This window comes from Streptomyces sp. CA-179760 (assembly GCF_050937045.1).
GTDB lineage: Bacteria > Actinomycetota > Actinomycetes > Streptomycetales > Streptomycetaceae > Streptomyces.
The window spans coordinates 3450209-3472168 of record NZ_JBNJLZ010000001.1 but is presented as its reverse complement, the minus strand read 5'-3'; the positions used below and the strand labels follow the sequence as shown (position 1 = coordinate 3472168).

General features: G+C 72.3%; 15 protein-coding genes and 2 pseudogenes. 12 read left to right on the top strand and 5 right to left on the bottom strand.

Annotation, left to right across the window (positions count from 1 at the left end):
• Positions 1-249: 249 nt before the first annotated feature.
• On the bottom strand, positions 250-1284 hold the full coding sequence (locus ACQEV8_RS15515; RefSeq protein WP_432960534.1) for a PucR family transcriptional regulator: 1035 nt from the start codon (positions 1282-1284) through the stop codon (positions 250-252).
• Between the two features lie 95 nt (positions 1285-1379).
• On the opposite strand from ACQEV8_RS15515, the gene ACQEV8_RS15510 reads away from it, so the two are divergent.
• The 11 genes and pseudogenes from ACQEV8_RS15510 (at position 1380) to ACQEV8_RS15460 (ending at position 15975) form a co-directional block, all read left to right on the top strand.
• Entirely contained in the window at positions 1380-2276 is an 897-nt protein-coding gene (locus ACQEV8_RS15510; RefSeq protein WP_432960532.1) for an alpha/beta hydrolase, read from the top strand.
• Positions 2277-2674: 398 nt separating this feature from the next.
• Positions 2675-3625, top strand: a complete 951-nt coding sequence (gene iolC / locus ACQEV8_RS15505) for a 5-dehydro-2-deoxygluconokinase (RefSeq protein ID WP_432960530.1) — start codon at positions 2675-2677, stop codon at positions 3623-3625.
• Positions 3622-4503, top strand: coding sequence for a Cgl0159 family (beta/alpha)8-fold protein (locus tag ACQEV8_RS15500; protein WP_432960528.1), 882 nt, complete (start codon positions 3622-3624; stop codon positions 4501-4503). Before iolC ends, ACQEV8_RS15500 begins: the two co-directional genes overlap by 4 nt.
• Before the next feature lie 93 nt (positions 4504-4596).
• Positions 4597-4704: pseudogene (locus ACQEV8_RS15495) on the top strand (5-deoxy-glucuronate isomerase); the annotation flags it as partial.
• Between the two features lie 95 nt (positions 4705-4799).
• Entirely contained in the window at positions 4800-6677 is a 1878-nt protein-coding gene (iolD, locus tag ACQEV8_RS15490) for a 3D-(3,5/4)-trihydroxycyclohexane-1,2-dione acylhydrolase (decyclizing) (protein ID WP_432960526.1), read from the top strand.
• A gap of 14 nt (positions 6678-6691) precedes the next feature.
• Positions 6692-8194: a CoA-acylating methylmalonate-semialdehyde dehydrogenase gene (gene mmsA / locus ACQEV8_RS15485; RefSeq protein ID WP_432960524.1), complete on the top strand. Its 1503-nt coding sequence runs from the start codon at positions 6692-6694 to the stop codon at positions 8192-8194.
• Between the two features lie 194 nt (positions 8195-8388).
• Positions 8389-9779 (top strand): annotated as a pseudogene (locus ACQEV8_RS15480) (APC family permease).
• Positions 9780-9945: 166 nt separating this feature from the next.
• Positions 9946-12603: a CocE/NonD family hydrolase gene (locus ACQEV8_RS15475; protein WP_432960522.1), complete on the top strand. Its 2658-nt coding sequence runs from the start codon at positions 9946-9948 to the stop codon at positions 12601-12603.
• Complete coding sequence (locus ACQEV8_RS15470; RefSeq protein ID WP_432960520.1) at positions 12600-13466, top strand: ABC transporter permease; 867 nt, start codon at positions 12600-12602, stop codon at positions 13464-13466. The genes ACQEV8_RS15475 and ACQEV8_RS15470 overlap by 4 nt, the downstream gene beginning before the upstream one ends.
• A 148-nt stretch (positions 13467-13614) precedes the next feature.
• A complete protein-coding gene (locus ACQEV8_RS15465) occupies positions 13615-15111 on the top strand; it encodes a YfbK domain-containing protein (RefSeq protein WP_432960519.1) in 1497 nt (498 codons plus the stop codon).
• Between the two features lie 147 nt (positions 15112-15258).
• Complete coding sequence (locus ACQEV8_RS15460) at positions 15259-15975, top strand: chaplin (RefSeq protein ID WP_432960517.1); 717 nt, start codon at positions 15259-15261, stop codon at positions 15973-15975.
• A 191-nt stretch (positions 15976-16166) separates the two neighbouring features.
• Here ACQEV8_RS15460 and ACQEV8_RS15455 read toward each other — a convergent pair whose 3' ends face one another.
• Together ACQEV8_RS15455 and ACQEV8_RS15450 are read right to left on the bottom strand one after the other, a co-directional pair.
• Positions 16167-17435: an FAD-dependent oxidoreductase gene (locus ACQEV8_RS15455; protein ID WP_432960515.1), complete on the bottom strand. Its 1269-nt coding sequence runs from the start codon at positions 17433-17435 to the stop codon at positions 16167-16169.
• A complete protein-coding gene (locus ACQEV8_RS15450) occupies positions 17435-18697 on the bottom strand; it encodes an ATP-grasp domain-containing protein (RefSeq protein ID WP_432960513.1) in 1263 nt (420 codons plus the stop codon). The genes ACQEV8_RS15455 and ACQEV8_RS15450 overlap by 1 nt, the downstream gene beginning before the upstream one ends.
• Before the next feature lie 169 nt (positions 18698-18866).
• Here ACQEV8_RS15450 and ACQEV8_RS15445 point away from each other — a divergent pair, with 169 nt between their 5' ends.
• Positions 18867-20129 carry a glycoside hydrolase family 26 protein gene (locus tag ACQEV8_RS15445; RefSeq protein WP_432960511.1) on the top strand — a complete coding sequence of 421 codons (1263 nt, stop codon included), beginning with the start codon at positions 18867-18869 and terminating at the stop codon, positions 20127-20129.
• Between the two features lie 29 nt (positions 20130-20158).
• On the opposite strand, the gene ACQEV8_RS15440 is transcribed toward ACQEV8_RS15445, so the two are convergent.
• The gene (locus ACQEV8_RS15440; protein ID WP_432960509.1) at positions 20159-20815 is read right to left on the bottom strand and encodes a lipopolysaccharide biosynthesis protein; all 657 of its coding nucleotides are present in this window, start codon (positions 20813-20815) and stop codon (positions 20159-20161) included.
• Complete coding sequence (locus ACQEV8_RS15435) at positions 20812-21960, bottom strand: glycosyltransferase (RefSeq protein ID WP_432960507.1); 1149 nt, start codon at positions 21958-21960, stop codon at positions 20812-20814. The genes ACQEV8_RS15440 and ACQEV8_RS15435 overlap by 4 nt, the downstream gene beginning before the upstream one ends.

The window sequence follows — 21960 nt, the reverse complement described above, 5'->3', positions numbered from 1 at the left end:
GGCGGGGGCCGGGGACGGCCGTCCGGGGGAGCCGGGCGCTGCGCTGGCGATCAACAAGCCTGTGGTCGGTCAACGACGCTCGGTGACAAGGGGCAGGGTCTGTGGGCCGGGTGTGACGGAAGACCTGTGGTCGCGCGACATGTGTGACACGAAGGGGGCGTTTGTGACACAGCCGGGGCAAAGGCGCGCGCCGGATCGTCGGCGGGGCGCCTTGACGCGGCCCCTGGGCGTCGGCTTGTCCACGGCGCCTCAGCCGTCGAGCAGGCGCCAGGTCGTGAGGGCCAGGCCGGCGCGCAACAGGCCGGCCGGCTCGGTGAGTTCGATGCCCAGGGTCTTACCGATCTGGTCGAGGCGACGGGCGACGCTGCTGTGGTGCAGATGGAGCAGTTCGGCGGCCCGGCGCAGGGAGCCGGTGGCGCAGTAGGCGTCCAGGGTCTCCAGATCGCCCGGGGCCGCGGCGACGCGGGCGATCGCGGTCACGTCGGCGTTGTCCCGCGCGGCGTCCGAGGGCACTTGGGCGAGCAGGGCGAGCGCCCCCAGGCTGTCGTGGTCGACGACAGGCCGGTGTGGAGTGGTGAAGCGGAGGGCGGTGCGGGCCTGTTGCCAGGACCGGTCGGGGCTCTCGGCGGTGCCGATGCCCGCGCGGACGCCGGCCGGGAACCGGGACCGGTCCACGGTGGTGGCCAGGATGACGCCCACGTCGGCGAGGGGCGCCGCCTTCACCGGGCGGGACGGGCAGAGCAGAGCGCCGACGCGGTCGAGTGGAAGCGGCGACCGTACGGCGACGACGCGGACCGGCAGGCCGGCGGCGAAACCCAGGAGCCGTAACGCCCGGGCTCTGCCCGCCTCGTCGCAGTCGGAGCTGACGGCCAGCTCGACGAGGGCGGGGTCGGCCATGGTGGTGCGGGCGGGCCCGTAGCGCTCGACGACCGCGGCGGCGGCGAGGGCGAGGCGTTCCAGCAGCACGTCGTCGAGCGGCAGGGGTGTACCGGGCCGTTCCAGCCACACCGTGCCGATCTCCTCCTCGTCGAGGGTGATCGGCGTCGTGGTGGAAGCGGGTACGGGCGGGGCGGAGACGTCCCGGCCCTCGGGCGAGACGCGGATGGCCCGCCCCGTGCCGTGCAACCGGATCCCGGCCGCGCATTCGGCCAGTCCCGCCGAGGCCCGCGCCAGCGCCGGGAGGTCCACGCGCCGGCGCATCAGGGTGTCGTAGAACATGACGACGCGTATGGCGCCCTCGACTTGCGTGTCCAGCTGTGACAGTCGTACGGCCAGTGCCTCCATGGCCCGAGGATAGGCGCCGATCGGCGCGCAACGGGGGCTGTATGAGCGACAGTTGGCGGATGCCCCGGGGTCGGTGGACAGTCAGGATGACCGGTATGGACCCTGAACTCGAGGCATTCGTTCCGTTGTTCCCCCGCGCCGACCTGACCGACCCGGTCGTCGAGCGCAAGAGCTTCGCCGAACTGGCCACCGCGGTGCCGGCTCCCGACACCTCAGGTATGGAGGTCGAGGACCGCACGATTCCGGCCGACCCGGCCGTGCCCGTCCGTGTCTACCGTCCGCAGCAGGCGCGGGGCGCCCTCGTCTGGATGCACGGCGGCGGATTCGTGATGGGCGATGTGGACACCGAGCACCCGTGGGCCGCCCGGCTCGCCGAGAGTTCGGGGGCGGTGGTCGTCTCGGTGGGGTACCGCCTGGCCCCCGAGCACCCGCACCCGGCCGCCCTCGACGACGCGTACGCCGTGCTGGCCTGGACGGCGGAGCACGCGTTTGAACTCGGCATCGCCCCGGAGCGGATCGCGGTCGGAGGGCACAGCGCCGGCGGGAACCTCGCGGCCGCGCTCGCCCTGCGGGCCCGGGACGAGCAAGGGCCGCGGATCCGCTTCCAGCTGCTCAACCAGCCCGGGCTCGACGACCGGCAGGAGACGTGGTCGCAGCGGAACTTCACCGACACGCCCTGGATGAACCGCGACAAGACCGCCGCTGCATGGCGGCACTACCTGGGCTCCCGGCCCGCCACGCCGTACGCCGCCCCGGCGCGGGCCACCGACCTGTCGGGTCTGCCGCCCGCCTACCTTGCGACCGCGGAGCTGTGCCCGGCCCGGGACGAGGGCATCGAATACGCCCTGCGCCTGCTCCGGGCGGGCGTCCCGGTCGAACTGCACCAGTGGCCCGGCACCTTCCACGGCTCCCAGGCGATCCTCTCCGCCGAGGTCTCCCAGCGGCAGATCGCCGAACTCACCGGGGCCCTGCGCCGTGCCCTGGCCGAGTGAGCCGGGTTCACCGGCGGGATACGCCTCCACCTCCGCCCCGAACGGCCGGAGGACGCCACGGACGCCACGGACGGCGCGGACCGTGAGGACAGTGAGGGCCTCGCGGACGGGATCAAGCTGACGGCAGGCACCGCGGTCATCGTGCCGCGCGGGCGCTGGCACCGCATCGCCCTGGACGCCCCCAGCGACATCATGTCCGTCACCCTGCCGCGCGGCAGCCGTCTGGAGAGGCGGAACGGCACCGAGGTCTGAACCCCACGGAACCGTGGGACCCGGACCCGGACCAGGACACGCGGAAAGCGCTGTCATGATCTGGTCCGAATGTCCGGACAAAACATTGACAGGGCTTCGCGAAGGGGGCTACAACACCGGGGAGAGCCGACACCGAGGGGTATCCGATGGCGTACGACCTGATCACCATGGGGCGGATCGGAGTGGACCTGTATCCGCTCCAGACGGGCGTCCCGCTGCCGCAGGTCACGTCCTTCGGTAAGTTCCTCGGCGGCTCGGCGACGAACGTCGCGGTCGCCGCGGCCCGCCTGGGACGGCGGACCGCGGTGATCACGCGTACCGGCGACGACCCCTTCGGCACCTACCTCCACGAGGCCCTGAAGGGCTTCGGCGTGGACGACCGCTGGGTCACCCCGGTCCCCGGACTGCCCACCCCGGTCACCTTCTGCGAGGTCTTCCCGCCGGACGACTTCCCGCTCTACTTCTACCGCCGGCCCAAGGCCCCCGACCTGGAGATCGACGCCCACGACCTCGACCTCGACGCCCTCCGCGACGCCCGCGTCTTCTGGGTCACGGGCACGGGCCTGAGCGAGGAACCGAGCCGCACGGCGACCCTCGCGGCCCTCGCCCACCGCGCCAAGTCCGGCACGACGGTCTTCGACCTCGACTGGCGCCCCATGTTCTGGACCGACCCCGAAGCGGCCCGCCCCTTCTACGAGGAGGCCCTGCGCCACACCACCGTCGCGGTCGGCAACCTCGACGAGGTGGAGGTGGCCACGGGCGTGCGCGAACCCCACGCCGCCGCCCGCGCCCTCCTCGACGCGGGCGTGGAACTGGCCGTCGTCAAGCAGGGCCCCAAGGGTGTCCTGGCCGTCAACCGCGAGGGCGAGAGCGCCGAGGTCCCTCCGCTGCCCGTGAACGTCCTCAACGGCCTCGGTGCCGGCGACGCCTTCGGCGGCTCCCTGGTCCACGGCCTCCTGGCCGGCTGGGACCTGGAGAAGACCATGCGGCACGCCAACGCCGCCGGCGCCATCGTCGCCTCCCGCCTGGAGTGCTCCTCCGCGATGCCCACCCCGGGCGAGATCGAGGCGGCCGTCACCGCGGGGGCCGTCAAGTGACCGTCGACGTCTTGGAACTCGTCCGCCTGCGCAGCCACCGCCCGGAGGCCATCGCCGAGGCCGCCGCCCGTCGCTCCCGTCGGCCGCTGCTGAACGACAACGGCCGGCTGATGATCGTCGCCGCCGACCACCCGGCCCGCGGCGCACTCGGCGTCGGCGGCCGCAGCATGGCCATGGCCAACCGCGCCGACCTCCTCGAACGCCTCTGCCTGGCCCTGTCCCGCCCCGGCGTGGACGGTGTCCTCGCCACCGCCGACATCCTCGACGACCTGCTGCTGCTCGGCGCCCTCGACGGCAAGGTCGTCCTGGGTTCGATGAACCGCGGCGGCCTCCAGGGCGCGAGTTTCGAACTCGACGACCGCTTCACCGGCCACCGCCCCGAGGACATCGAGCGCCTCGGCTTCGACGCGGGCAAGCTGCTCCTGCGCATCGACTACGACGACCCGGGCTCCCTCACCACCCTGGAGTCCACCGCCCGGGCCGTCGACGCCATGGCCGCCCGGCGGCTCCCCGTCTTCGTCGAGCCGTTCATCTCCCGCCGCGACGAGACGGGCCGGCTGCGCAACGACCTCTCCGCCGAGGCCGTCACCAAGTCGATCGCCATCGCCTCGGGGCTGGGCGGCAGTTCGGCCTACACCTGGCTGAAGGTGCCGGTCACCGCGAACCCCGACGACATGGCCGAGGTCATGGCGGCCTCCACACTTCCCGCCGTACTGCTCGGCGGCGAAGTGGGGGATGACCAGGACGGGGCGTACGAGAAGTGGCGCGGCGCGCTGCAACTTCCCACCGTGCGCGGGCTGGTGGTCGGCCGTTCGCTGCTGTACCCGGCGGACGGTGATGTGGCCGCCGCCGTGGACACCGCCGTAGGACTGCTGTGAGGGCCGCTTGATGACCGGTGAGCCGTACGTCCTCAAAGAGAACTCCCCCTCCCGGGCGGGGAGAGGGAGCGCGCGCGAGCAGCCGCGCGCCTTGACGCCCGGGCCCAGATCGCCTCCGGCGCGGGAGGCCGCTTTGCTTTGGCAGGAGCGAAGTGCGAGCGACAACTCCCCGCCCGCTACGGCCCCGCGCCGGAGGTCCCCCACCCCAGGCCCCACACCGGGCCCCACACCGGGCCCCACACCGGGCCCCACACCGGGCCCCACACCGGCCCTCACACCAGCCGGGAGGGACGCCGATGACCACGAGGCTGACGGTCGCACAGGCGCTTGTGCGCTTCCTGTCCGCCCAGTACACCGAGCGTGACGGCGTACGGCAGCGGCTCATCGGCGCCAGCTGGGGCATCTTCGGCCACGGCAACGTCGCCGGCATCGGCCAGGCGCTCCTGGAGTACCCCGAGGAGATGCCGTACCACCAGGGCCGCAACGAACAGGCCATGGTGCACGCCGCGGTCGGCTACGCGCGGCAGTCCAACCGCCTGTCCACGCACGCGGTGACGACCTCCATCGGCCCGGGCGCCACCAACCTGGTCACCGGCGCCGCCCTCGCGACCATCAACCACCTGCCGGTGCTGCTCCTGCCCGGGGACGTGTTCGCGACCCGCCCCGCCGACCCGGTCCTGCAGCAGCTCGAAGTGCCCTACGCGAGTGACGTGTCGGTCAACGACTGCCTGCGCCCGGTGTCCAGGTACTTCGACCGGATCACCCGGCCGGAGGCCCTGATCCCCTCCGCGCTGAACGCGATGCGCGTCCTCACCGACCCCGTCGAGACCGGCGCCGTCACCCTCGCCCTGCCGCAGGACGTCCAGGCCGAGGCCTACGACTGGCCCGAGGAGTTCTTCGCCGAGCGCGTCTGGACCGTACGGCGTCCCGGCGCCGACCCGACGGAACTCGCCGAGGCGGTACGGATCATCCGCGCGGCGGCACGGCCCCTGGTCGTCGCGGGCGGCGGCGTCCACCACAGCCGTGCCGAGGAAGCCCTCGCCGAGTTCGCCGAGGCCACCGGCATCCCGGTCGCCTCCACCCAGGCAGGCAAGGGCTCCCTGCGGCACGACCACCCCCAGGACGTGGGCGGTATCGGCCACACCGGCACGGCCACGGCAGACGAACTCGCCCGCACCGCCGACCTGGTGATAGGCGTCGGCACCCGGTACACCGACTTCACGACGGCCTCCGGCACGCTCTTCTCGAACCCGGACGTCCGTTTCCTGAACCTCAACATCGCCCCCTACGACGGCCACAAGCTCGCCGGGCGCCCCCTCGTCGCCGACGCCCGCAGCGGCCTGGCGGAACTCACCGACGCCCTCCGCCCGCACGCCCACCGCGTCGCCGGCTCCTACGCCACCGAGTACACCGAGGACAAGGAGCGCTGGGAGCAGCGCGTCGACGCCTGCTACGAGGTGGACGAACCGGACACCCGCCCCACCCAGCCACAGGTCCTCGGCGCGCTCGACGAGCTCGCCGACGAGTCGGACATCCTCATCAACGCCGCCGGTTCCCTCCCCGGCGACCTGCACAAACTGTGGCGCACCCGCTCGCATGACCAGTACCACCTGGAGTACGGCTACTCCTGCATGGGCTATGAGATCCCGGCCGCGATCGGCGTGAAGCTGGCCGCCCCCGACCGGCCCGTGTGGGCGCTGGTCGGCGACGGCACGTATCTGATGATGCCGACCGAGATCGTGACGGCCGTGCAGGAGGGCATCGCGATCAAGGTCCTGATCATCCAGAACCACGGCTACGCGTCCATCGGCGGTCTGTCCGAGTCGGTCGGCGGCGAGCGCTTCGGCACCGCCTACCGCTACCCGTCCGAGGACGGCACGTACACCGGGTCGCCGCTGCCGGTCGACCTCGCCGCCAACGCGGCCAGCCTCGGCATGCGCGTGCTGCGCGCGAAGACCGTACGGGACCTGCGCGAGGCCCTCGCCGAGGCCCGGGCCGCCGACACTCCCACATGTGTCTACGTCGAGACCCAAACGGCAGACACAGTGTCGGGCGCGCCTCCCGCGCAGGCCTGGTGGGATGTACCTGTGGCCGAGACCGCGACACGGCCGTCCGCGGTCAAGGCACGTGAGCTGTACGAACGGCACGTCTCCACCCGACGCCGCCATCTGTGAAGGAGTTCCCGGCCATGACGAAGACCGTCAACCACTGGATCGGCGGCAAGACCGTCGAAGGCGCCTCGGGCACGTACGGGCCGGTGACCGACCCGGCGACCGGCGCGGTGACGACGAAGGTCGCGTTCGCCTCGGTGGACGAGGTGGACGCGGCGGTAGCCGCCGCCAAGGAGGCCTACGCCGGCTGGGGCCAGTCCTCGCTGGCCCAGCGGACCTCGATCCTCTTCAAGTTCCGGGCGCTGCTGGACGCCAACCGGGACGCCATCGCCGAGCTGATCACCGCCGAGCACGGCAAGGTGCACAGCGACGCGCTGGGCGAGGTGGCCCGCGGTCTGGAGATCGTCGACCTGGCCTGCGGCATCAACGTGCAGTTGAAGGGCGAGCTGTCGACGCAGGTGGCGAGCCGCGTGGACGTCGCGTCCATCCGCCAGCCGCTCGGCGTCGTGGCGGGCATCACGCCGTTCAACTTCCCGGCGATGGTGCCGATGTGGATGTTCCCCATCGCCATCGCCTGCGGCAACACCTTCGTGCTGAAGCCCTCCGAGAAGGACCCGTCGGCGTCCCTCAAGATCGCCGAACTGCTGGCGGAAGCCGGGCTGCCCGACGGCGTGTTCAACGTCGTCCACGGCGACAAGGTGGCCGTCGACCGCCTGCTCGAACACCCGGACGTGAAGGCGGTGTCGTTCGTCGGCTCGACCCCGATCGCCCGCTACATCCACACCACGGCCTCGGCGAACGGCAAGCGCGTCCAGGCCCTCGGCGGCGCCAAGAACCACATGCTGGTCCTCCCGGACGCGGACCTGGACGCGGCGGCCGACGCCGCCGTGTCGGCCGCCTACGGCTCGGCGGGCGAGCGCTGCATGGCCATCTCCGCCGTCGTCGCGGTCGGCTCGATCGGCGACGAACTGGTGGAGAAGATCCGCGAGCGCGCCGAGAAGATCAAGATCGGCCCCGGCGACGACCCGACCTCCGAGATGGGCCCGCTCATCACCAAGGTCCACCGCGACAAGGTCGCCTCCTACGTCGAGGGTGCGGCGGCAGACGGCTGCGAGGTGATCCTCGACGGCACCGGCTACACGGTCGACGGCTTCGAGGACGGCCACTGGATCGGCATCTCGCTGCTCGACAAGGTGCCCACGTCCGCCAAGGCCTACCAGGACGAGATCTTCGGCCCGGTGCTGACCGTGCTGCGCACCGAGACCTACGAAGAGGCCCTGGACATCGTCAACGCCTCGCCGTTCGGCAACGGCACCGCGATCTTCACGCGGGACGGTGGCGCGGCCCGCCGCTTCCAGCTGGAGGTCGAGGCCGGCATGGTCGGCGTCAACGTCCCGATCCCGGTCCCCGTGGGCTACCACTCCTTCGGCGGCTGGAAGGACTCGCTCTTCGGCGACCACCACATCTACGGCAACGACGGCACGCACTTCTACACCCGCGGCAAGGTCGTCACCACCCGCTGGCCGGACCCGGCCGACGCCCCGACGGGCGTGGACCTGGGCTTCCCGCGCAACCACTGAGGTTTTTTCTCCGGGGGCGCCTGCGGTTCTCGCAGGCGCCCCCGGACCTGTTCCCACTGACCTCAGGGTGCTCAAAAGGACAGTCGGATCGCCCTTATGCTGCGGATTTCGCAGACTAAGAGGCATTGACGGGCTGCTTTTCGTCGGGGTTCGATGCTGCGCACATCCACCGCCGAGCCGACGGGAACCGCCGCATGACCGACACGCTCCGTCCTGTCGAGACACCCGTCGCGCACGCGCCGGACCGTCAACCCAGGAAGCTCAAGCGCTCCATCGGAGTCGTCGGCGGCACCCTCCTCACCCTCTCCTGCGTGACGCCCGCGTCGACTCTCTTCGTGGTGGTCCCGGACCTCTTCGGCTCGCTCGGCACCGCCACCGCCCTCACGATCGCCATCGGCTCGCTGCTCTGCGTCGCGGTGGCGTTCTGCTACGCGGAGCTGGGCACCCTCATCCCCAGCGCCGGCGGCGAGTACGCGATGGTCTCGACCCTGGCCGGACGTCTCGCCGGCTGGCTGGTCTTCGTCCTCTCGCTGCTGGTCGTGATGATCGTCCCGCCGGTCATCGCGATGGGCACGGCCGACTACCTCGCCCCCATCGCCCACCTCGACCCGTCCTGGACGGGCGCCTCGGTCATGCTGCTCGCCACCCTCGCCGGCCTGCTCGATCTGCGTGCCAACGCGTGGATCACCGGCGTCTTCCTGGTCCTGGAGGTCATCGCGGCGGCCGTGGTGGCGGTCCTGGGCTTCGCCCATGCCGAGCGGGGTGCGGGAAGCCTGGTCTCGATGCGGGTCGGGGGCCCGAACGGCGCCCCGGACACCGTCACGGCCCTGCTCGTGGTGTCCGGCCTCGCGATCGCCCTGTTCGTCACCCAGGGCTTCTCCACCGCCGTCTACCTCTCCGAGGAACTGGAGAACCCGCGCCGCACGGTCGCCCGTACGGTCCTGGCCACCCTCGGCATCTCCGCCGTGATCATCCTGGTCCCGGTCGCCGCCATCACGCTGGGCGCCCCGGACCTCGCCGCCCTGACCGGCGGCGACATCTCCGCCATGGTGACCGCCTGGTCCAACTCGGCCGTCGGCACGTTCGTCAGCCTCTGCGTGGCCCTCGCGATCATCAACGCCGGGATCGTCATGGTCATCCAGAACTCCCGCGTCCTGTTCGCCTCGGCCCGCGACAAGGCCTGGCCCGCCCCGGTCAGCACCCTCCTCTCCCGCCTCGGCCGCTTCGGCTCCCCTGGCTCTCCACCCTCGCGGTGGGCGTCCCCGGCGCGGCCCTGTGCTTCGTGAACCTGGACACGCTGTACGGCGTCACGGGCGTCTCGGTCACCGGCATGTACCTGCTGGTCGCGATCGCCGCCCTGCGCACCCGCCGCGGACCGCACCGCCACACCCAGGCCTGGCGCATGCCCCTGTGGCCGGCGGCCCCGCTCCTCCTGATCGTGGTCCTGGTGTACATCCTGATCCAGCAGGACCCGACGTATCTGCTCTGGACGGGCGGCATCACGGCCGCCGCGACCCTGTACTGGGTGCTGTACCTCCGCCCACGAAGGGAAACACGGTGGCTGGTCTCCATCCCAGAGGCGTGAAGGACTTGTTTTCAGGAGCGTGGGGAACTGCGCGAACAACCCCACTCAACCCGCACCCGGCAGACCACGGGCCCACCCGAATCCCCCGCCGTACCGCACCCGCAGTACACCCACTTCAGCCTCAAGTCGACAACTGTTCGACAGGTTCACCCCGTACCGTTGACGCATGGATCTTCGACTGCCCGGACTGAACGGGCTGCTTCGGCGACCCCGGCGGCTCCTCGCCGCCGGGGCCGCCGTCGTCGTGCTCGCGGGCGCGGGAACGTGGACGGCCGTCGCGGACGACGAGACGCCCCCGGTCCACCGTGAAGACCGGACCGTGGCCACCGGCGACGGCGTGCGCGTCGACACCTCGTTCTTCACCTCCGGAGGAGACCGCCGCCGCCCCGCCGTGCTGCTCGGCCACGGCTTCGGCGGCAGCAAGAACGACGTACGGCAGCAGGCCGAGGGTCTCGCCGCAGACGGCTACGCGGTGCTGACCTGGTCGGCGCGCGGCTTCGGCAAGTCGAACGGGAAGATCGGCCTGAACGACCCGAAGGGCGAGGTCGCCGACGTCTCGAAGCTCATCGACTGGCTGGCGAAGCAGCCCCAGGTCGAGCTCGACAAGGCCGGAGATCCGCGCGTGGGCATGGCCGGCGGCTCCTACGGCGGCGCGATCGCCCTGCTGACGGCGGGCCACGACGACCGCGTCGACGCCATCGCCCCGGCGATCACGTACTGGAACCTCGCCGACGCGCTGTTCCCGAACGGCGTGTTCAAGAAGCTGTGGGCCGGCATCTTCGTCAACTCCGGCGGCGGCTGCGAGAAGTTCGAGCCCGCGCTGTGCCGGATGTACGAGCGGGTCGCCGAGTCGGGCACACCCGACGCCGAGGCGCGCAAGCTGCTGGAGGAGCGCTCGCCGTCCGCCGTGGGCAAGGACATCGACGTGCCGACCCTGCTGATGCAGGGCCAGTCGGACTCCCTCTTCCCGCTCGGCCAGGCCGACCGGGCGGCGAAGGCCATCCGCGCCAACGGCGCCCCCGTCGACGTCGACTGGATCGCGGGCGGGCACGACGGCGGCGACATGGAGACCGGCCGCGTCCAGGACCGCGTCACGACCTGGTTCGACCGCTACCTGAAGGACGACAAGGCCGCCGACACCGGCCCCGCCTTCCGCGTCACCCGCACTCTCGGCACGGGCTCCGGCGACGGCGAACCCCGTCTGACCGGCGTGACCTCGGACCGCTACCCCGGCCTGGAGGCCGAGCAGCGCTCCATCGCCCTGGCCGGCCGTGAGCAGTCCTTCGACAACCCGCCCGGCGCCAGCCCGCCCGGCGTCTCCGCCCTGCCCGGCCTCGGCGGCGCCGGCGGCCTCAGCCAGCTCTCCTCGCTCGGCATCGGCATCTCGCTCGACTTCCCCGGCCAGTTCGCCGCGTTCGAGTCGAAGCCCTTCGGCGAAGACGTCCAGATCACCGGCTCGCCCACGGCCACCGTCCACGTGAAGTCCACCAGCGACGACGCCGTGCTCTTCGCGAAGGTCTACGACGTCGGCCCCGGCGGCGGCTCCCAGCAGGTCCTGCCCTCCCAGCTGGTCACCCCCCTGAGGATCGAGGGCGCCAAGGCAGGCAAGGACGTCACCATCACCCTTCCGGCGATCGACCACGAGATCGACGACGGTCACCGGCTGCGGCTGGTCCTCGCCTCGACGGACCTCGGCTATGCCTCCCCGGTCTCCCCGGCGACGTACACCGTCTCCCTCAAGGGCGATCTGAAGGTCCCCTCGGCGCTCGGCCAGCGCGACACCGAGGGCGGGCTGCCCGCCTGGGTGTGGTGGATGCCGATCGCCGGCGCCGTGATCGCCCTGGGCCTGATCATCACGGGACGCCGCCGCACCGCGGCCCCGGCCCCGCCCGAGCCCGAGCTCGCCGAGGTCCCGCTCCAGATCACGGACCTGACCAAGCGGTACGCGAAGTCCTCCGACCGGTACGCCGTCAAGGACCTGTCCTTCCGCGTGGAGAAGGGCCAGGTTCTGGGTCTCCTCGGCCCCAACGGAGCGGGCAAGACGACCACCCTGCGCATGCTGATGGGCCTGATCAAGCCGGACGGCGGCGAGATCCGCGTCTTCGGCCACGCCATCAGCGCGGGCGCCCCGGTTCTCTCCCGGGTCGGCGCCTTCGTCGAGGGCGCGGGCTTCCTGCCGCATCTGTCGGGCCGGGAGAACCTGGAGCTGTACTGGCGCGCCACCGGCCGCCCCGCCGGGGACGCGCACATGGAGGAGGCCCTGGAGATCGCGGGCCTGGGCGACGCGCTCGCCCGCGCGGTGCGCACCTACTCCCAGGGCATGCGCCAGCGCCTCGCCATCGCGCAGGCCATGCTGGGCCTGCCGGACCTGCTCATCCTCGACGAACCGACCAACGGCCTGGACCCGCCCCAGATCCGCGAGATGCGCGAGGTGATGATCCGCTACGCCGCCGCGGGCCGCACGGTCATCGTCTCCAGCCACCTCCTCGCGGAGGTCGAGCAGACCTGCACCCATCTGGTCGTGATGGACCACGGACAGCTCGTCCAGGCGGGCCCCGTCGAGGACATCGTCGGCTCGGGCGACACGCTCCTGGTGGGCACGGCCACGCCGGTGGACGAGCCCGTCGTGGAGAAGGTCACCGCCCTGCCGGGCGTCGTCTCGGCCGTGCGCACCGATGAGGGCCTCCTGGTCCAGCTCGACGCCGACGGTTCCCCGCAGCGGCTGATCGCCGAACTCGTACGGCTGGACGTGCCGGTGCGGTCGGTCGGCCCGCACCGCCGCCTGGAGGACGCCTTCCTCACCCTGATCGGAGCCGAAGCATGAGCACGCTCGCCGAGCCGCCCGTCGAGGTCGCCGACGGCTACCGCGCGGGCCGCACCCTGCCCCTGCGGGTCGAGCTGGTCCGGCAGCTGAAGCGGCGCCGCACCATGGTCATGGGCGGCGTCCTGTTCGCCCTGCCGATCATCCTGCTCATCGCCTTCCAGGTCGGCGGCGCCCCGGGCGGCAACAACAACCGCATCAACCTCATGGACACGGCGACCGCGTCCGGGGCGAACTTCGCCGCGGTCAACCTCTTCTCAGCCGCCGGCTTCCTGCTGGTCATCCCCGTCGCCCTGTTCTGCGGCGACACGGTCGCCTCGGAGGCGAGCTGGTCGTCCCTGCGCTACCTGCTCGCCGCGCCCGTGCCCCGGGCCCGGCTGCTGTGGTCCAAGCTCGCCGTCGGACTCACCCTGAGCCTGGCCGCCATGGTCCTGCTCCCGGTCGTCGCCCTCGCCGTCGGCACGGCGGCCTATGGCTGGGGCCCGCTCGAACTCCCCACCGGCGGCAGTCTGTCCACCGGCACGGCGGCCCAGCGCATCCTGATCGTCGTCGCGTACATCATGATCTCCCAACTGGTCACCGCGGCCCTCGCGTTCTATCTCTCGACCCGGACCGACGCCCCGCTCGGCGCGGTCGGCGGCGCGGTGTTCCTCACCATCATCGGCAGCGTCCTCGACGAGGTGACGGCCCTCGGCGACTGGCGCCACTTCCTGCCCGCGCACTGGCAGTACGCCTGGCTCGACGCCGTCCGGCCGCAACTGGAGTGGTCGGACATGATCCAGGGCACCTCGATTTCCGTAACGTACGCGCTCGTGCTGTTCGCGCTGGCCTTCCGCGGTTTCGCCCGCAAGGACGTCGTCTCCTAGGTCAACGGAGGATCACCCACCGGTCTCGAACGGCCGTCTCCGTGGCCGCTTCGAGACGCTTCCGCAACGCCCCGTACCGCACGTTTCCGCCCCCCACGCCGTCACAGTCGCAAGAAGCCGACACCGACGGACCCAGGGGGCACGGACGATGGAGCGGTACCGGACACGACACCTGTTGCTCGCGCTCACGGCCGCGAGCGGCCTTTTACTCACCGCGTGCAGCGGAGGCGCCGACAGCAGCGGGGGCAGCAAATCCGCCCACCGCGACGACTACCGCGCGCCCACTCAGGGCGACGAACTCAGCGAACAGCGGGACGACCGCCGGGAGAACCCCCGCCACCTCTCCACCTTCGCCCTCGACGTCGACACCGCCTCCTACGACTACGCCCGACGCGCCCTCGCCGACGGCCGCTTCCCCGACCCCTCGACGGTCCGCCCCGAGGAGTTCGTCAACAGCTTCCGCCAGGACTACGAGCGCCCGGACGGCGACGGCTTCTCGGTCACCGTCGACGGCGCCCGCACCGACGACGAGGACTGGTCCCTGGTCCGCGTCGGCCTGGCCACCCGCTCCGCGGAACGCACCGGTGAACGCCCGCCCGCGGCCCTCACCTTCGTCATCGACGTCTCCGGCTCCATGGCCGAACCGGGCCGCCTGGACCTCGCCCAGGAGTCCCTGGCCGTGATGACGGACCGGCTGCGCGACGACGACTCGGTCGCCCTCGTCACCTTCAGCGACGAGGCCGAGACCGTCCTGCCCATGACCCGCCTCGACGGCAACCGCGACGAGGTGCAGGACGCCATCGACGAGCTGGAGATCCAGAACTCCACCAACCTCGGCGCGGGCGTCGAGACCGGCTACGAACAGGCCGTCGAAGGCCTGCGCGAGGGCGCCACCAACCGGGTCGTCCTCGTCTCCGACGCCCTCGCCAACACCGGCGACACCGACGCGGACGCCATCCTGGAGCGGATCTCCGGCGAACGCCGCGAGCACGGCATCACCCTCTTCGGCGTCGGCGTCGGCAGCGACTACGGCGACGCCCTCATGGAGAACCTCGCCGACAAGGGCGACGGCCACACCGTCTACGTGTCCGACCCGGGCGAGGCCCGCAAGGTCTTCTGCGAGCAACTCCCGCGCCACATCGACCTCACCGCCCGCGACGCCAAGGCCCAGGTCGCCTTCGACCCGGCGACCGTCGAGGAGTTCCGCCTGATCGGCTACGACAACCGCCGTGTCGCCGACGAGGACTTCCGCGACGACCGGGTCGACGGTGGTGAGGTCGGCCCCGGCCACACCGTCACCGCCCTGTACGCCGTCCGCACCGAGCCGGGCGCCGAAGGCCACCTCGCCACCGCCACGGTCCGCTGGCTCGACCCGGACACCCGCGACCCCCACGAGGAGTCGGGCGACCTCGAGACCGACGCCCTCCACGACTCCCCGCGTGAAGCCCCGAGCCGCTTCCAGGTCACCGCGGTGGCGGCCTGGTTCGCCGACGCCCTTCGGACGGGAGAAGACCGTGTTCCGGGGGCCCCGGCAGGCTTCGGCGAACTCGCCGACCGCGCCCGCGCGTTGGCCGACCGTACCGGGGACGCGGCCGTGGACGACCTCGCGGAAGCCATCGAACAGGCAGCCCGCAGGCGGGGCTGAGAAGCCTCCCGGCCCGCGCCCGCACGGCGGGCCAACCGGGTGAACCTGCGGAACCAATCCTCCCGCGCCGGGTTGATGAGGCAGTGGAGCGGGCAGCGCTGCGATCTTTCACCGCTGCCCCATTCTTCAAGCAGGAGGACGACTACATTGCGACAGACCCTGAGCAAGGGAGCGTTCGCGGCGGCCGCCGCCACGGGGATTCTGTCCCTGTACGGCAGCCCCGCTCTGGCTGATGCCGACGCGTCGGGAGTGGCGAAGGACTCCCCCGGTGTGCTCTCCGGGAACAGCGTGCAGGTGCCGGTCCACGTGCCGGTGAACCTGTGCGGCAACACCGTCAACGGACTCGCGGCGCTCAACAAGGCGATCGGCAACTCCTGCAAGAACACCTCGCACAAGTCGAAGGACGACGGCGCGGGCGCGGACGCGTCTGCGGTCGTGAAGGGTTCTCCCGGTGTGGGCTCCGGGAACAACGTGCAGCTGCCGGTCGACGTGCCCACGAACGTGTGCGGCAACTCCGTCAACGGCGGCGCGTTGTTCAACACGGCGTACGGCAACGACTGCGAGAACGAGTCGTCCGGCGGCTACGGCCACGACCACGGCCACGACACCCCGTCGACGGACGAGGAGAAGACGCCTCCGGTCAAGGAAGTCCCCTCCAGGCCGGACCACGAGACCCCGGACTCCACGACTCCGGACACCGAGACCTCGTCCACCTCCGAGGAGGAGGAAGTGGAGGAGGGCCCGCTGCCCCAGCTCGCCGAGACCGGCAGCGAGGCGCTCGCCGCCGCGTCGGCCGCCAGCGCCGCCCTGATCGTCGGCGGAGTGATGATGTACCGCCGCGGGCGCACCAGCTCGTCCCGCTAGCCGGTCCCGGGTGCCGGACGCGATCCGTCCGGCACCCGCACCCCGCCCCACCCGCACCCCCCGTCGATCGCGATCCGGGGGGTGTCGGCCGTCCAGGCACCCCGCATCTCCTGGAGCGGGGGCCTCGCACAGGGCGGGCCGCCGACGGCTCACAGCCGTCAGCGGCCCGCGGCCACCGTGCGGTTCCCCCGTCAGTGGCGTACCGGCGACGGCGACTCGCTCCGGCTGCCGTCCACGGGGGCGGGGACGGAGCCGGCCGCCGGCATCGCCCCGAGCCTGCGGCGTACTCCCGCGACGAGCGTCGACGCCGTGAAGGCCGCGCCCTGCACGAAGCGCATGGCCGGGCCGAAGCCCGAGGCCGTCACCAGGCCCGCGAGGAACAGGCCAGGGTGGGAGGACTCGAAGCCGTGCCCGACCTCCGGGGAGCCGTCCGGCAGTGCCGCCAGGGAGCCGCGCAGCTCGGGCGCGAGCAGTCCGAGACGGTCGCAGCGCGCCCGGAACCCCGTGGCGGCGATGACATGTTCGGTCTCCAGGCTGCGCGGGGCGCCCGTACGGCTCACCGTGTCCAGCCGGACCCCGCCCGGCACCGCGGAGGCCGCGGCCACTTCATGGCCCGGCATCAGCTCCACCACACCCTCCACCCGGTCCCGCACCCACCACGCGCCGGCCGGTCCCAGCGCCGTGGTCGCGATGCGGGCCCGGGTCGGCTCCGGCAGCCGCCGGAACAGGCCCGGGCGCTCCGAGTAGAACCAGTTCCGCCAGCCGGGGCCGAGGCCGCTGTGCGGGGAGCGGGCCGACTGCCACCAGGAACGCTCCCAGGGCGGCGGCACGTCGTTCCACACCAGCTGTTCCGCCCGGGCCAGCACCCGCACCCGCGTGCCCTGTTCGGCGAGCAGCGCCGCGGTCTCCAGGGCGGCCTGGCCGCCGCCGATCACCGTGACGTCCTTGCCGCGGAAGCGGTCGAGGTCGCTGTGGTGGCTGCTGTGCGTCACCAGCGCGGGGTGCAGTCCGCGCAGGACCTGCGGTACCTCGACGAACGGCATCACACCGACTGCCAGGGCCACCGCCCGCGCGTGCACCTCCTCGCCGTCCTCGGCGATCGCCGTGAAGCCGCCGGGCCCGGCCGCGACGCGGGTCACGGTGCGCTCGTCGACCCCCGGCACGGCGTTGCGCGCGAACCACAGGCCGTACCGCGCGAACGCCTCGACCGGGATCGGCTTCGCGTGACGTGCCGTCAGCCCCTGCTCCGCGCAGTAGACGTCCAGCCGCCACCGCCCGGACGGGTCGGAGAGATTGGACGCCCACGGCTCCGACTTCAGGAACATGCCGCGGGGCATGTTGTCGCGCCAGGACGCCATGGGCCTGCCGAACACGCGCAGGTTCAGCCCGGCGGCCGCGGCGTGGGACGCGATCGACAGGCCGTACGGGCCTGCGCCCACCACCAGAAGGTCGTACACCATCAACTGCTCGCTTTCTCGTTGTCGGTCAGGGAGGGCGAGGCGGCCCGGGGGATCAGCGGTGGCGCCGCCACCGCCGGCGTCGTCGTGCCCAGCCGTTCACGCAGCCGGCGGGACACATGCCGGCACCACAGGGCCCACATGACCCGTCCGGGGGAGCGGTCGTCCGCGGCGTACCAGGCCAGTTCGCGGTCGCGTCCGCCCGGCGCCGCGCTCAGGGCGGCCAGCGGCGCGTAGTTCTCCACCACGAAGGTCCGCCCGGCCAGCGGGGACCCGTCCGGCAGCGGACGGCCCGTCATGTCCAGGTGCAGGGCCCGTACGACGTCCAGTCCCGCGCTGTCCGCGAAGAGCCGGAACTGGGCGCCGGTGCGCGGGTTGAAGTCGAGCAGGTGGTAGCGGCCTGTCGTGCCGCAGCGGCGGAAGTCGAGGTCGAGGATGCCCCGGTAGCCCAGCTCGTCGGTGAGCCGTTCGGCCAGCGCCTGCACCTGTGCGTTGGGCGTCCAGCAGCCCACCGCGGTCAGCCCCGCGCCGCGCGGCCAGGCCAGGTGCTTGCGGCCGGGGCCGCCCCCGCGCACGGCCCCAGCGTGGTCGGCGTAGCCGTGGAAGAACCAGTCCCGGTCCGGCCCCGGTGCCAGATACGCCTGGAGCAGCAGCCGGCTGCCCGCCTCGCCGGTGCGCAGGAACAGCTCCCGGGCCTGTTGCACGGACCGCACCAGGACCGTGCTGCGCAGCCCGCTGCCGGCGGGCAGCAGCCAGGGCCGGCTCCACTTCGCCACCACCGGCAGCCCGAGCCGCCGCATGGCGTCGGCGACCTCCGCCGGGCTGTCCGGGACCAGTGTCTCCGGGTACGGGACGTCGGTGGCCGCGCAGACGGCGGCCAGTTCCGCCTTGTCGGCAACGCGCTCGGCCAGATCGTTCGGCATCGCCGGCAGCAGGTAGGAGGGCGCGAGTTCGTCCCGCGTCCGGCTCACGGCGATCGCGGTCGCGTCGTCCATCGGGATCAGCACGGCGGGCCGCCCGATGTGCTCGGCCACGCGGCGCAGCACGGCGAGGACGTCGTCCGGGGAGGCCCCCGGGAGCGGCGGGGAATGCATATGGCTTACGTATCGTGACGCGCCGACGGGACTTCCCGCGGAATCCGCGACGACGTGTACGTCCACGCCCGCCCTGCCGAGCGAACGCGCGGCCCCCAGCGTTCCGTGGTGAAAAGGGTTCCGGTCGATCCGCATTACTACAGCGGGGACGCGGGTGTCGAGCAGCGACACGAATTCTCTCTTTCTTTTCCGATCGACTCACCCGCTCGGGCGAGCCCGGCACTCGAAAGCCGCAACGGCAGTGGCGTCATTGACCTTTCTATGACTGACTTCATATGACTGCCCGTCAATAACAAAAGCCGGGGCAGTAGTCCGGACGAGATCGAAGAATGGAGCAGGCATGGCCCCACAGCACAAGCGGGCCGGGGTCCGCCGGCTGGTCCTGGGGGCCGCGGCGGTCGCCGCCTCGGCCGCCCTGGCGTCCGGCCCCGTGGCCGGGGCGGGCGTGGCGCGAGCCGCCGAACCCAGGGCTCCGGCGCCGACCCCACCGCCACCGCCCGTGCCCACGCCCTCGGCCCTCGCATCACCGGCCGTGCCCCAGCCGTCGGCACCGGTGCCGGCCGCCGCCACCCCGGCGGCGGTCGAGGAGGCCCCGGCCTTCGGTGTCTTCCTCAAGTCCGACGCCCGCGGCGTGGCCCGGATGCCGCTGTTCAGCCACTGGCTGGGCGGTACGGAGCTGCGCGCCGGGCACACCTATCTGCCGGGCCACCGCTGGCGCGACATCGAGGGCGCTCCCGGGTTCCTGGACGTGTGGGCGCACTGGCGGAACAAGAAGGCCGACCGGATGCTCGTCCTCAACGTCCCCATGCAGGAGCGCAACGAGGAGGGCGTCTCCGACAGCGAGGTCCGACGGCTGCTGCAACGGGGCGCGGCCGGCGAGTTCGATCACCACTTCCGGGTCCTCGCCGAGCGGCTGGTGGAGTTGAAGGTGCCGGACACGGTCCTCGTGCTCGGCTGGGAGATGAACGGCACCACGTACACCCATCGCTGTGGGCCGGACCCGGAGGCCTGGAAGAAGTACTGGAACAGGATCGTCACCACCATGCGTTCCGTGCCGGGCCAGGAGTTTCGGTTCGATTTCACGCCGAGCCGTGGCCGCGACGCCGTTCCCTGGACGAAATGCTATCCGGGGGACGACACGGTCGACATCATTGGCATGGATTCCTATGACCAGCCTGCCGGGATGTCGTTCGAGCAGCAGGTGAAAGAGCCCTACGGGTTGCAGGACCACGTGGATTTCGCCAAGGCTCACGGCAAACCCATTTCCTATCCGGAATGGGGGCTCTTCCGCAACGGTGACAATGCCGATTACATGCGGGACATGCTCGCCTGGATGGACGAGCACAAGCCGCTCTACAACACGTTGACCGACTACTGCCCGCACGGCGTGTGGCAGTGCGGGGCCAACCCGAAGTCGTCCCAGCTCTACCGGTCCGTCCTGTTCGGCCGTACCGACCAGGCGACGCCGCCCCAGGTGCCCACGCCGAAGCCGACCCCGCCCGGCACCCAGCCGCCCCCGGCGGACTGCACGCCGCTGGACCTGGGCAGCTGGGTGGAGGAGTGGCTCGGCGGGAAGCTCTGCCTGCGCTTCGACTGGTGGTAGTCCGGCTGATGTGACGAGGCCCGCCGTCGTCACCGTTGTCCGCGGACATCGGCGGCGGCGGCCGGGCTCGGCACCGAGGGGGCCGGGGCGGGTTCCTCGTCCTGGCCGTTCCTCCTCGGCCGCGCCAGCAGGGCCAGTCCGCCCAGCAGACCGCCCGCGCTCGCGCCGACCAGACCGGTCACCGCCGTCGACGTGGAGGTCGGCTCGCTCGGCTCCACCGCCCGCGAGAACTGCACGAGCCGTACGTGGGTGTTGCCCCGGGTGTCGTCCGCGTGCCGGGTCAGCGAGCGGGTGACCGCGTTGGCCATGTCGACGGCGAGCTCGGGGCGCGAGGAGGTGGCCGAGACGGCGACCATCGGCGCGTCCGGCGACGTAGCGGTGCGCACACTGCGCTGCAGGGTGCGCACCGGCACGCCCGCGTACACCTGCGCGTCCCCGAGCACCGCGAGCTGCGTGGCGACCCGGCCGTACGCCTGGGCGAACCCGAGGGCGGCGTCCGGTGAGGACTTCCCCGCGGGCACGGCGATGACGTAGCTGGTGGCCGTGTACGTCGCGGGGGTGAGCAGGCCGTACGAACCGCCGAGCAGGCCCCCGGCGAGGGTGCCGGCCGCGACCACGGACCACAGGGGAAGCTCCCTGAGGCGAGCCAGGGACAGGCGGTGCTGACGGATCGGAGTGTCGGTCATGAGGAGTTGGCTCCCGGAGAAGAGGGGGACGTCGAACTGGAGACCGCTGCCGCGTACACATCCGTGAGACGGGCCGCGCAGTGGGTGATGCTGTAGTGCCGCGCGACCTCCGAGGCCGTGCGCGGCCGGGCACCGGCCGCCCGGACCTCGGCGATCGCGCGGGCGTACGCCTCGGGGCCGCCGGTCACCCGCCGGACACCGGCGGCGGGCGGCCCCACGTCCTCGATGGCCGGGCAGGAGGCGTAGAGCACGGGCAGGCCGGCCGCCAGTGCCTCCACGGCCGCCAGGCCGAAGGCCTCCTCGGCGGACGGGGAGGCGAGCAGGTCCATCGCCGAGGTGAGCGAGGGCAGGTCGGGTCCTGACGAACCGTCGGGCACGTAGGGACGTTCGCCGGTGAACACGACGCGCCCGGCCACACCGGCCTCCTGGGCCGTGCGGCGCAGGAAGGGTTCCTCGGGGCCGCCGCCCACCAGCAGCAGCCAGTGGTCCTTCGGGAGCAGCGTGAGCGCGCGGACGAGGACGTCGAACCGCTTCCCCCGGCTGAGCCGGCCCACACCGCCGACGACCCACGCGCCCTCCGGCAGGCCGAGCCCGCGGCGGGTGCGCTCGCGCCGCTCCGCGTCGAAGCGGAACCGGTCCAGGTCGATGCCGTTGGGGACGACCTCGATGCGCGGCGCGGGCACGCCCCAGCGCTCCAGGCGGCCGGCCACCGTCGGGGAGACGGCGACCGTCGCCGAACCGAGCCGCTCGCTGGCGAGGTACAGCCGGCGCACCCCCGCCGTCAGCCTGCGGCCCTCCATCTGTGAGTCGCCCAGGGAGTGCTCGGTGGCCACGACCGCCCGGACCCCGGCCAGGCGGGCGGCGAACCGCCCGTAGACACAGGCGCGGTACAGGTGCGTGTGCACCAGGTCGTAGCCGCCGACGCGGATCAGCCGGACCAGCCGCGGCAGCGCGCCCAGGTCGCGGTTGCCGCCCATGCCGAGGTGCGTGACACGGACCCCGTCGGAGGTGAGGCCCTCGGCGACCGAACCGGGGTTGGTGAGCGTCACGACGTCGCAGTCGACGGGAAGATGACGCAGCAGCAGCCGCAACTGCTGCTCGGCACCGCCGACGCCGAGCCCGGTGATGATGTGCAGAGCCCTCAT

Excerpts from the sequence above, each read along its gene's own strand:
- iolD (WP_432960526.1), top strand. The coding sequence starts at position 4,800 with ATGACCACGAGGCTGACGGTCGCACAGGCGCTTGTGCGCTTCCTGTCC.
- ACQEV8_RS15465 (WP_432960519.1), top strand. The coding sequence starts at position 13,615 with ATGGAGCGGTACCGGACACGACACCTGTTGCTCGCGCTCACGGCCGCG.
- ACQEV8_RS15445 (WP_432960511.1), top strand. The coding sequence starts at position 18,867 with ATGGCCCCACAGCACAAGCGGGCCGGGGTCCGCCGGCTGGTCCTGGGG.
- ACQEV8_RS15515 (WP_432960534.1), bottom strand. The coding sequence starts at position 1,284 with ATGGAGGCACTGGCCGTACGACTGTCACAGCTGGACACGCAAGTCGAG.
- iolC (WP_432960530.1), top strand. The coding sequence starts at position 2,675 with ATGGCGTACGACCTGATCACCATGGGGCGGATCGGAGTGGACCTGTAT.
- ACQEV8_RS15435 (WP_432960507.1), bottom strand. The coding sequence starts at position 21,960 with ATGAGGGCTCTGCACATCATCACCGGGCTCGGCGTCGGCGGTGCCGAG.
- mmsA (WP_432960524.1), top strand. The coding sequence starts at position 6,692 with ATGACGAAGACCGTCAACCACTGGATCGGCGGCAAGACCGTCGAAGGC.
- ACQEV8_RS15440 (WP_432960509.1), bottom strand. The coding sequence starts at position 20,815 with ATGACCGACACTCCGATCCGTCAGCACCGCCTGTCCCTGGCTCGCCTC.
- ACQEV8_RS15455 (WP_432960515.1), bottom strand. The coding sequence starts at position 17,435 with ATGGTGTACGACCTTCTGGTGGTGGGCGCAGGCCCGTACGGCCTGTCG.
- ACQEV8_RS15475 (WP_432960522.1), top strand. The coding sequence starts at position 9,946 with ATGGATCTTCGACTGCCCGGACTGAACGGGCTGCTTCGGCGACCCCGG.
- ACQEV8_RS15470 (WP_432960520.1), top strand. The coding sequence starts at position 12,600 with ATGAGCACGCTCGCCGAGCCGCCCGTCGAGGTCGCCGACGGCTACCGC.
- ACQEV8_RS15510 (WP_432960532.1), top strand. The coding sequence starts at position 1,380 with ATGGACCCTGAACTCGAGGCATTCGTTCCGTTGTTCCCCCGCGCCGAC.